Raw genomic sequence first — 9,770 nt, forward strand, 5'->3', positions numbered from 1 at the left:
ACCCCTTTTTTATTGGTCCGGCAGCCGGCCAATACTTGTGTAAGAGGGGAGTTATACCGTATTTTAGCTGACAAGGACCAGACCGGTCCTGGCATTTGAGGCTAATTACCCATGAAGATCACTACCAATTATATTAACGACGCCCTTTTTGAATCTGAGAACGAAAGTGGCAACCGCCTGCGCATGGACATGCTGCCGGCCGAAGAAAAGGAACATTTCTCGCCCATGCAGCTGGTACTGGCCGCTGTAGGGGGCTGTGCTGCCGTAGATCTGGTAGGCATGCTCAAAAAGCGCCGCCGTACCGTAACGGCCCTGCGCATAGAAAGTGAAGGGCGTCGCCGGGAGGAGATTCCCCGCCGCTTTGTAGACATTCACCTGCGCTTTATCCTTACTTCGCCCGATGCCGGCCCGGAGGAGCTGGGCAAGCTGGTGACCTTATCGGTAGAGAAGTACTGCTCGGTATCGGCCTCGCTGGCGCCCGATGCCAACCTAACCTACAGCTGGGCGGTAGAGCAGCCCGGCGAACGGGCCTCCATCCATTAAAGCCGACATTCCTGCTTTTTTATCTTTTATCCCCTCATTTGCCAGGCAGTGAAAGAAATTTTTAAGAACAACCAGGCCTGGGTAAGCCAGCAGCTTGAAAAAGACCCGGACTATTTCAGAAAGCTGGCCAGGGGACAAAACCCCCGCTACCTCTTCATTGGCTGCTCAGACAGCCGGGTGCCGGCCAATGAAATTACCGGCACCGAAGCCGGCGAAATGTTTGTGCACCGCAACATTGCCAACCTGGTAGTGCATACCGATATGAACCTGCTCAGCGTGTTGCAGTATGCGGTAGAGGTGCTCAAGGTGCAGGATGTGATTGTATGCGGCCATAAGGAATGCGGAGGGGTGGCCGCCGCCATGACCAACCAGCAGTTTGGCCTGATCGATAACTGGCTGCGCAACATCAAAGATGTGATTCGCCTGCATGCCCAGGAGCTCAACAGCATCCCAGATGAGCAGGCACGCCGGGACCGCCTGGTAGAGCTGAATGTAATTGAACAGGTAAAGAACCTCTGCCAGACCTCCGTGGTGCAAAATGCCTGGAAAAGCGGCCAGCCCCTGCAGCTGCATGGCCTGGTATACCATGTTGGCGAGGGAATTTTAAAAGAACTGGAAATAGACCTGAGCGACTACCAGGGGTAATTTTACCCCTCTGGTGCCCAGCTTAGCTGGCATGCCCTCACTCCCCTGTCCGGCATTTATTTGGATGCTTGGGCAGGGGTGTTTATTTTAAAGTAAAATTAAAAACGTAAGCATGCATCACCATACCTCTGTCAGATTAGCCCTTTTGCTGCTCTGCCTCCTCTTCTGGACTGGCCTGGCTGCGCAGCAAGCCCCCCTTCCTACTCAACAGCAGGGCTACCAGCGCCCTCCCGAGCCCATCGCCCAAATGGTAGAAGCCCCCAATACGCCTGCGGTGCTCATCGATCAGCGGGGAGAATGGCTTCTACTGCTGGAGCAGCCCGGCTTTCCGTCCATAGAAGAGGTAGCGGCACCCGAGCTCCGGCTGGGTGGCCTGCGCATCAATCCGCGCAACAATGGCGGCAGCCGCAACAGCTTCTACAGCGGCATCAGCCTGCGCAAGATGGTGGACGATGGCAAGGCCTACCCCCTTCAGAACCTCCCGGCAGAGCTGCGCATCAGCAATGTGCGCTGGTCGCCCGATTTTAGCCGGGTAGCCTTTACCAATTATGGGGCCGATGATATTGAACTCTGGGTACTTGATATCAACAGCCGCACCGCCAGCCGACTGGCCACCGGCCTCAACGATGCCTACTACGGCGCCCCTTATCAGTGGCAGCCCGATGGGCAGGGCCTGCTGGTAAAGACGATTCCCAAAAACCGGGGCCCCAGGCCCGATGAGCGGCAAACCCCCGGCGGACCGGTCATTCAGCAAAATATAGGCGGCGAAAAACCCAGCCGCACCTACCAGGACCTGCTGCAGAACAGCCAGGACGAAGCCCTCTTTGATTACTACCTGAGCGCCCAGCTGCAGCGCATCGACCTGCAGGGCGCCGCCACCCCCCTGGGCAAACCTGCCCTTTTTAAAAGCTTTCAGCTGGCGCCCGATGGCCAGCACCTGCTGGTAGAGCAGATCCTGCGCCCCTATAGCTACCTGGTGCCCAGCTACTACTTTCCCTACTCGGTAGAGGTATGGAATCAGCAGGGTGGGCTGGTAAAGCAGATTGCCCAACTGCCCTTGGCCGAAGACATTCCCATTGCCTTTGATGCCGTGCCCAGGGGGCCGCGCAGCTTTAGCTGGCATCCGGCCCAGCCGGCCACCCTCTATTGGGCCGAGGCCCAGGACCAGGGCAATCCGGCCCAGGAGGTTGAACACCGCGATTTTGTATACCTGCAAAAGGCCCCCTTCTCTGAGCAGCCGGTGCTGCTGGCCAAAACCCAGTACCGCTACCGCGGCGCCGACTGGAGTGAGGATAATCAGCTGGCCATTGTATACGAGCGCTGGTGGAAAACCCGCCGGGAGCGCTGGCTGCAGGTAAATCCGGCCAAACCCCAGGCAAGCCCCAAAGTACTGCGGGACCAGAACTATGAAGACCTGTACAAGGACATGGGCGATCTGGTCACCTATAGTACCCCCCGCGGCCAGCGCGTGCTGTTGCGCCAGGGCGGTGATCTGTTCCTGATCAGCGAGGGCTATTCGCCCGAGGGCAACCGCCCTTACCTGAGCCGCTTTACACTGGCCAGCGGGGCCAACACCATTTTGTGGCGCAGCGAGGCGCCCTATTACGAGCGGCCGGTAGATGTGCTCAACCTGCAGCCCCTGCGCCTGCTTACCCGCCGCGAAAGCCTGCAGGACCCTCCCAACTACTTTCTGCACCAGGCCAAAAGCAGGCGCGGGCAGCTGGTACGCCAGCAGGTAACCAACTTTCCGCATCCCACCCCTCAACTTAAGGGGGTCAAAAAAGAGCTGGTGGAGTACAGCCGGGCCGATGGGGTAAAACTTACCGCTACCCTCTACCTGCCCGAGGGTTATGATCCCAGCAGCGGTGAGCGGCTGCCGGTGCTTATCTGGGCCTATCCGCGCGAATATAAGAGTGCCGATGCCGCCGCCCAGGTGCGTCGCTCACCCTACCAGTTTACGCGCGTTAGCTGGGGCTCGCCCATCTACTTTGTTACTCAGGGCTATGCCATTCTGGATGGCGCCGAAATGCCCATTGTAGGAGAGGGAGACAAGCAGCCCAACGATAGCTTTGTAGAACAACTGCGCATGAATGCCGAAGCGGCCATTAGCAAACTGGAGAGCATGGGGGTGGGCGACCCGAAGCGGGTAGCGGTAGGGGGGCATAGCTACGGCGCCTTCATGACGGCCAACCTGCTTACCCATACCAATCTGTTTGCCGCCGGCATTGCCCGCAGCGGCGCCTACAACCGTACCCTTACCCCCTTTGGCTTTCAGGCCGAGGAGCGCACTTACTGGCAGGCGCCGGATATTTACAATACCATGAGCCCCTTTATGCACGCCCATAGCATGAAGACCCCCCTGTTGCTCATTCACGGCGAGGCGGATAATAACTCAGGCACCTTCCCCATTCAGAGCGAGCGTTACTACAATGCCCTAAAGGGCCATGGCGCTACCACCCGTCTGGTAATGCTGCCCGCCGAGAGCCACGGCTACCGGGCCCGTGAGAGCGTGCTGCACATGCTGTGGGAAACCAGCCAGTGGCTGGACAAGTATGTAAAGAACCGGCCACAGGAGGATGAAGGAACCCGCTAAGCCGGGTGCCTCTACAAACATGAGTCATCCCGAATTTTCAAAATGGTTTATACATGCTCATATTACAGTATTTTAGCCCAAAACTTAAAGGAACGCTGTCATCTCGACCAGCGGGAGAGATCTTGGATAAGACAACTCTTTACTGGTAAATTTCCAGGATTTCTCCCGCTGGTCGAAATGACAGCATACTTTATAAAAAAGGCCTCAGAGTGAATTCTGAGGCCTTTTTTAGTATTTATCCCACTAAAAAAATTCGGGATGACTCATGTTTTGTGTCTGTCCCTGTCTGTGGGCAGATGCTGCAATGCGCCGTTATTTCTGCTCTCCCTGCCGGCCCAGCTCACCTGCACGGTTGCGCGGGCTAGTTTGCTGGCTGCGGCCCTTTATTTCATTGCCCTGGTTTTCCAGATCCAGGTCAATGTTGCGGCCTTTGCGGTCACTGTCGGAGTCCGGATTACCTGCCTCTTCTTTGGTGCGGGTATGGGGGTTGATATCGGCCCGCTGGCGATCGGCCGGATAGCTGGCGTTGTCTTTGTTTCGGTTTATATCCTTATCAGAGCTCATACATTATAAGGGGTTAGTTCAACATAGTTGTAATACGGAAAGGTACGAAGCAGTCCTGTTGAGGGTTGAGCCGCACTGCACTGGCTCCAGGCAGTTTACGGCTCCGCAATGGTGCTGTGATGATGCGCTGAAGCCTGCTGAAAAAACAGAAAAGCCGGTGTGAATACCCCGGCTTTTCTGCTTATATAAACTACTACACTAGAGGTTGCTGCGCTGGCTACCCTGGCTTCCGCCCTGGTTACGCTGGTTGCTATCATCCCCCTGGTTTTGGTTGCCCTGGCGGCTTTGGCCACTGGGGTTGTTTTGCTGGCTCTGGCCGCTTGGGTTACGCTGCTGGCTCTGGCCACTGGGGTTGTTTTGCTGTTGTCTGCGTCGGTTGAAGTCCTCATCGGATTCGCCCTCACGCTGTGCCTGGTTCTGAGGCTGGTTTTGGTCCTGAGAACGGCTAGAGTCTCTATCCTGACCCTGGTTGCGGTCATTCCAGTTTCGGTCGCGGTTCTGGTCCTGGTTTCTGTTTTGATCTTGATCCCTGTTCATAGTAGTAAAAAATTAAAATTGATAAAATGGTTTAAGCTAGAACCGGGGTAGCGCACAAAAGTTTAATAAATATTTTGTGTTATGGTATTCTATTAAAACATTATTTTAACCGTTAGCCTATACTAAATAGATTATTTTGCAAAAGGATTTTTGCGCTTGACTCTTCTAAGAAAAAAAGCCGGGAGAATGATCTTCCCCCGGCTTTACCACATTAGCAGTATATCCAAGTATAGGTGTTAGGAATTGTTTTTATCCTTCAGATCATGACTTTGCCTGTTTTGCGGGCTACGGCGGCTAACCTCTTCGTTTTGCTGATCCTGCACCCGGCCCTGGGGGTTGGTGTGCTGGCCGCCGCCCATAGGACTTAGCTGTTCTGTACGAGCGCCCAGCTCATTGTCCTGACCTTCGCGGCTGCGATCGCTGCGCGTTTGCTGGCTGCGATTCTGCTCCTGAGAGCGGTCGGTATTCTGGGGTTGATTTTGGTGCTGGTTGCGGTCGTTCCAGCTGCGCTCATTCGGTTTATTTTTATCGTTATTCATAGCTAAAAAAGTTTAGTTCTACATTTATTTCAACTACCTAATTTAACGAATGCCGCTACATTCAGTTACAAATTACCGATTTTTTGTACATTATATGTTGTGCAAAAACATAGGAATATCATCTTATTACAAGAGCCAATTAACGCCTGAGCATGTCTTTTCAATTGCCCAAAAAAAGCCAGTGTACGTACACTGGCTACTCTTTTGTATGTAGGTTTCGGGCTGGCTTAGTGAATGCCGTCTTTTGGATTTACCATACTATCCCGTCCTTTTAGATTATTGGCGCGGGTCTGGTTTTTCATGCTCTTATCAAACTCAGGTTCTTTGTGTTGCTGATTTTGTGTCTGCACATCGTCGGGCGAATCGCTCATAGGGTTTACAGGCTTCCTGTTTTCATCCTTATCTTTTATATTCTTTTCTATACTCATGGTAAAAAATGATTTGTTGAACATAAATTATTTGCCTTAAATTTTACGGCATTGCCTGCCCGTGGTTTCTGACCAGGCTTATAGGCAGCTGGCCGTTCTCCCTCATTTGCTGTGGGCGGCAAGAAAAAAGAGCCAGGGAAATACCCCTGGCTCCTCTGTGCATTTAGTTGCGTTCTACTTAGCCTACCGCATTGGAATTCTTCTTTCTGCCCTGGCTGGGATCTTTTTCCGGACTGCGGCCTTCCCGCTCGTTTTTGCTTTTACGGTCACTGTTAGAAAGGCTTCTGTTCTCTCCCTTCGCTTTGTTTTCCGGATCTATATCGTTGGTACCGTCTAGTTGATTATGTCCTTTTGTCATAGGTAAAAAATTTAGGTGTTCAAAAATTGTCCTTTCTTACCTATACGCAAGCCTCTGTGGGGGGTTAAGGCCTAGGGGGCCAGGCCGCTCCCCACCGGCAGCAGCTGGGCATCGTCCAGCACGCCGGTAAAGATCAGGATCAGGAAGATAATGCCGATCACAATGCGGTAGTAGCCAAAATGCTTGAAGCTGATAAGGTGAATGTATTTTACAAACACTTTTACCACCACCCAGGCGGTCAGGAAAGCCATCAGCAGTCCCACCCCCAGAATGGTAAGCGTTTCGGAGGTATAGGCAATATCGGCCTTTAACAGATCATAGCCCGAAGCGGCAAACATGGTAGGCACCGCCAGCAAAAAGGAGAATTCGGCCGCCTGTTTCTTATCCAGGCCATAATAGACACCCCCAATAATGGTAGCCGCTGCCCGCGATACGCCCGGGATCATGGAAAAACACTGCGCCACGCCAATCAAAAAGGCTCGCTTGAAGCTGATATCCCCTACATCCGGATACTTGGAGGCCGTGGTTTCGATGCGGCGGTTGAGCAGCACCAGCACGGCCCCGCCCAGAATAAGGCTTACCGCCACCACCCCGGGGCTAAACAGGTAGGCTTTAATGGTTTTATAGGCCAGCAAGCCAATAATGCCGGTTGGCAAAAAGGCCACGACCAGCTTCAGGTAAATGGTAAAACTGGTAAGAAAGCGTTTGGCATACAACCACACAATGGCCAGAATGGCGCCCAGCTGAATCACCACCTCAAAGGTTTTGAGCAGGGCGGTTTCCTGCATCTGCATCAGGTAGGAGGCAAGGATCATGTGGCCGGTGGAGGAGACCGGTAAAAACTCGGTAAGGCCTTCTATAATCCCCAGGATTATCGCTTCTATCAAACTCATTATAGCCAGTTTTTACGTTTAAAGAACAGTAAGGTAAGGGCCGAAGAGAGCACCATCAGCAGAATGGCAAAGGGGTATCCCCAGACCTCATCCAGCTCGGGCATAAAGTGGAAGTTCATGCCATACATGCTGGCAATAAGGGTAGGGGGCATAAACACCACCGTTACCACGGTAAAGATCTTGATCACCCGGTTTTGCTCCATGTCTACCAGACCCAGAAAGGTATTCTGCAGAAACTCCAGTCGCTCAAAGTTAAAGGACGTATGATCCAGCAGCGAGCTTACGTCCTTTATCATTATGCGAATTTTTTCAATGTTGTCTTTGGGAAAAAAATCGCTTTTAAGGATGGAGGAGAGAATGCGCTGCTTTTCCACAATGTTTTCCCGGATGGTGATGGTGGTTTCCTGCAGGCTGGTGATCTTTAAGAGAATATCCTCATTGAGGGCATCTTTGCGGGTAAGGGTGCGGCTGATCTGCGAGATCTGCTCGGTAATGTGCTCGATAAGGTCGGCATCCACATCAATGCGTACCTCAAAAAGGTAGAGCAGCACATCGGCCCCGCTGCGGGGGCGCAGGGAAAAGAGCTTTTTTTCCGTATCAAAAAAGGTCTTGAACTTGAAGTTCCGCTGGGTGATCAGCGTTTTTTTGCGCAGGATAAAGGAAACGGCTTCCTGTTCGTAAATGCCGCTGCCTTTTTCGCGGTGCAGAAAGTTCAGGTTAATGCCAATCTCGTGGGCATCTTCGGCATATTTGGAGCTACTTTCGATCTCTTCACTTTCCTGTTCGGTAAAGAGTTCAATGCCCAGCGCTTTTTCAATGGCGGTTTTCTCCGCTTCCGAGGCACTGAACAGGTCTACCCACAAGAGTTCATCCAGCTGTATATCCTCCAGGTGCTCATCGGCAGAGGTTTTCACCAGCCTGTTCTGGTGGTAGTAATAAAGGTTGATCATAGCTCGTGTTTCAGCGCCAGTCGCTCCAGGACCCTTTCTTTGGAAAGTGACAAAGATAGTATTTCTTTTTCAGACAGTTCTAAGAGAAGGAGGGCACCATCTTACATGCTGATTTTTTACTCAGCCTATTATTTTTTGGACAGCTAAAGGGGTGCTATCTTTCTGAGCGATGACATATTATCCTGCTAATTTCATATCTTCCAAACCTTAACGTGTTTAGAAAGCATTATCCCGCACATCAAAGAAAAGTGTTTTGGTGCCAGCCCTTCCATCCTGAGAAATCCCCTGAATTACCAGCATATAGGTGCCCTTCAGATCGGAGGTATAAAACTGTAGCTGCTGCTCATTTTTGCCGCTTAGCTTAATGTCAGGTGCCCAATGAAGCAACTGCCGGAAGTCGGGCATACGTATATTCGCCGGGGGGGCTGTCTCATAGGTGGGACTGTAAAATTCGCGCTGCAGCTGCAGGCCATCATAGGTAAGCTGCAACAGATCATCAGCAAGGGGCAGATCATCAGTAACCCCTTTATAGGATGTATAGCTGATAATACCATCAAAGATCATGTTTCCGCCAAGTATAAAGCGCTCCTGCAAAATATCCAGCTTTTGAATCTTGAGGGGATTATAGGCAATAAGGTCACTGACATCAAACACAGGCTTGCCATCCAGCAATATCAGGGGTAGTCCATTATAAAAGCCATCTCGGGTAGGCTTGGCTACTCTAAACGTAAAAGCGCCTCCGTTCTTACGCACCCGCACTTCGTACACATACTCCCGCATTATCTCTTCCATGGTGGGAAAGCGGGTGTAATCATCCAGCTTGTAGGTTTTATCCGGTGCACCAAAAAAAGCGATACTATCCAGTGCAGGTACGATCAGGCGGTTAAGCTCTTCCTGCCAGTACACATTTTGCGCCTGCATGTGTACATGGCGCTGGCGCAACAGCTCACTATGGGTTTTGGAAAGCAACAGGGGTACTGTCTGGGCTTTTGTAAAGGATTGAGCATAGGGACTGGTCAGACTAAAAATCAGCCCCTTTCGCCTGATAGAAGCATTTTGGATGATAATATCCATCTGACCATAAAACTGGTCGGTTACAAAAAAGAGCTCGCCCTGCTGGTTGCTCTTAGAGGTGTGGAACTGCAGCAGTCGCCCGGGTACAGATAGGCTGGCAATGATACCGGAAAGCGGAGTACCGCTGACACTATCCCGTACCACAGCCTTAAGGATATGGCCCTCGTACTCGGGCATGCTGGTGAAGCGGGGAGTTCCCTGCTGGAGCACTTCTTCCCAGTGAAACCTGCGCCAGCCCTGGGTTAGTAAAAGATTATCCAGCGCTTCTTTTGCTTGCAGATGTTTGTTTTCAAAATAATAAAGAGGAGATTCGATCCAGCCTACCAGATCAGATGTAAGCCACAGCTCGCTAAGGATGTTTTCGGTACCGGCCTGCTGCAGAGAATCCAGCCTGTATACCGCCATGGACAGATTGGTTTCAAGGGACACAGGGATCGGGAGTGTCTACAGATAAGGCAAGGCGCACTTTTTCGCGGCTGGCATATACGGGCTTATCAGTGGCTGCTACAAGCTTTAGTTCCTGCGGGTGGGTAAACCACAAACGCTCGGCAACCGGCTGCCGGTTTTGGTTAAACAGGGTAAGGTGCGAGATGCCCTCGCCCAGCTGCTCCTCGTTTAGTTTAAATACTGCCTGCTCCGCCTGTAT

Annotated in this window: 12 protein-coding genes; 3 read left to right on the forward strand and 9 right to left on the reverse strand. The window is 52.1% G+C overall.

The genetic code is table 11. The features are described 5' to 3' along the window. Nucleotides 1-111: 111 nt before the first annotated feature. The 3 genes from ADICEAN_RS18545 (at nucleotide 112) to ADICEAN_RS18555 (ending at nucleotide 3,781) form a co-directional block, all read left to right on the forward strand. Nucleotides 112-543: an OsmC family protein gene (locus tag ADICEAN_RS18545; RefSeq protein WP_009197197.1), complete on the forward strand. Its 432-nt coding sequence runs from the start codon at nucleotides 112-114 to the stop codon at nucleotides 541-543. A 48-nt stretch (nucleotides 544-591) separates the two neighbouring features. Next, nucleotides 592-1,188 carry a carbonate dehydratase gene (gene can / locus ADICEAN_RS18550; protein ID WP_009197198.1) on the forward strand — a complete coding sequence of 199 codons (597 nt, stop codon included), beginning with the start codon at nucleotides 592-594 and terminating at the stop codon, nucleotides 1,186-1,188. Between the two features lie 112 nt (nucleotides 1,189-1,300). After that, complete coding sequence (locus ADICEAN_RS18555; protein WP_009197199.1) at nucleotides 1,301-3,781, forward strand: S9 family peptidase; 2,481 nt, start codon at nucleotides 1,301-1,303, stop codon at nucleotides 3,779-3,781. Nucleotides 3,782-4,093: 312 nt separating this feature from the next. Here the strand turns inward: ADICEAN_RS18555 and ADICEAN_RS18560 are convergent, their stop codons facing one another. The 9 genes from ADICEAN_RS18560 to ADICEAN_RS22790 form a co-directional block, all read right to left on the reverse strand. Then, nucleotides 4,094-4,345, reverse strand: a complete 252-nt coding sequence (locus tag ADICEAN_RS18560) for a hypothetical protein (RefSeq protein WP_009197200.1) — start codon at nucleotides 4,343-4,345, stop codon at nucleotides 4,094-4,096. Nucleotides 4,346-4,543: 198 nt separating this feature from the next. Continuing rightward, on the reverse strand, nucleotides 4,544-4,882 hold the full coding sequence (locus ADICEAN_RS18565) for a hypothetical protein (RefSeq protein WP_009197201.1): 339 nt from the start codon (nucleotides 4,880-4,882) through the stop codon (nucleotides 4,544-4,546). 236 nt (nucleotides 4,883-5,118) lie between these two features. Then, nucleotides 5,119-5,421 (reverse strand): hypothetical protein, encoded by a 303-nt coding sequence (locus ADICEAN_RS18570; protein WP_009197202.1) that lies wholly within the window; start codon nucleotides 5,419-5,421, stop codon nucleotides 5,119-5,121. Between the two features lie 227 nt (nucleotides 5,422-5,648). Next, nucleotides 5,649-5,849 (reverse strand): hypothetical protein, encoded by a 201-nt coding sequence (locus tag ADICEAN_RS22785; RefSeq protein WP_009197203.1) that lies wholly within the window; start codon nucleotides 5,847-5,849, stop codon nucleotides 5,649-5,651. A 178-nt stretch (nucleotides 5,850-6,027) separates the two neighbouring features. Next, nucleotides 6,028-6,207 carry a hypothetical protein gene (locus tag ADICEAN_RS18580; RefSeq protein ID WP_009197204.1) on the reverse strand — a complete coding sequence of 60 codons (180 nt, stop codon included), beginning with the start codon at nucleotides 6,205-6,207 and terminating at the stop codon, nucleotides 6,028-6,030. Nucleotides 6,208-6,278: 71 nt separating this feature from the next. After that, on the reverse strand, nucleotides 6,279-7,100 hold the full coding sequence (locus ADICEAN_RS18585) for an undecaprenyl-diphosphate phosphatase (RefSeq protein WP_009197205.1): 822 nt from the start codon (nucleotides 7,098-7,100) through the stop codon (nucleotides 6,279-6,281). Continuing rightward, nucleotides 7,100-8,050 carry a magnesium/cobalt transporter CorA gene (gene corA / locus ADICEAN_RS18590; protein WP_009197206.1) on the reverse strand — a complete coding sequence of 317 codons (951 nt, stop codon included), beginning with the start codon at nucleotides 8,048-8,050 and terminating at the stop codon, nucleotides 7,100-7,102. The genes ADICEAN_RS18585 and corA overlap by 1 nt, the downstream gene beginning before the upstream one ends. A gap of 216 nt (nucleotides 8,051-8,266) precedes the next feature. Continuing rightward, the gene (locus ADICEAN_RS18595) at nucleotides 8,267-9,529 is read right to left on the reverse strand and encodes a hypothetical protein (protein WP_051068904.1); all 1,263 of its coding nucleotides are present in this window, start codon (nucleotides 9,527-9,529) and stop codon (nucleotides 8,267-8,269) included. A 13-nt stretch (nucleotides 9,530-9,542) separates the two neighbouring features. Continuing rightward, on the reverse strand, nucleotides 9,543-9,770 hold a 228-nt coding region (locus ADICEAN_RS22790), incomplete at its 5' end, for a hypothetical protein (RefSeq protein ID WP_161622735.1).

The sequence above is a fragment of the Cesiribacter andamanensis AMV16 genome, assembly GCF_000348925.1.
Lineage (GTDB): Bacteria > Bacteroidota > Bacteroidia > Cytophagales > Cyclobacteriaceae > Cesiribacter > Cesiribacter andamanensis.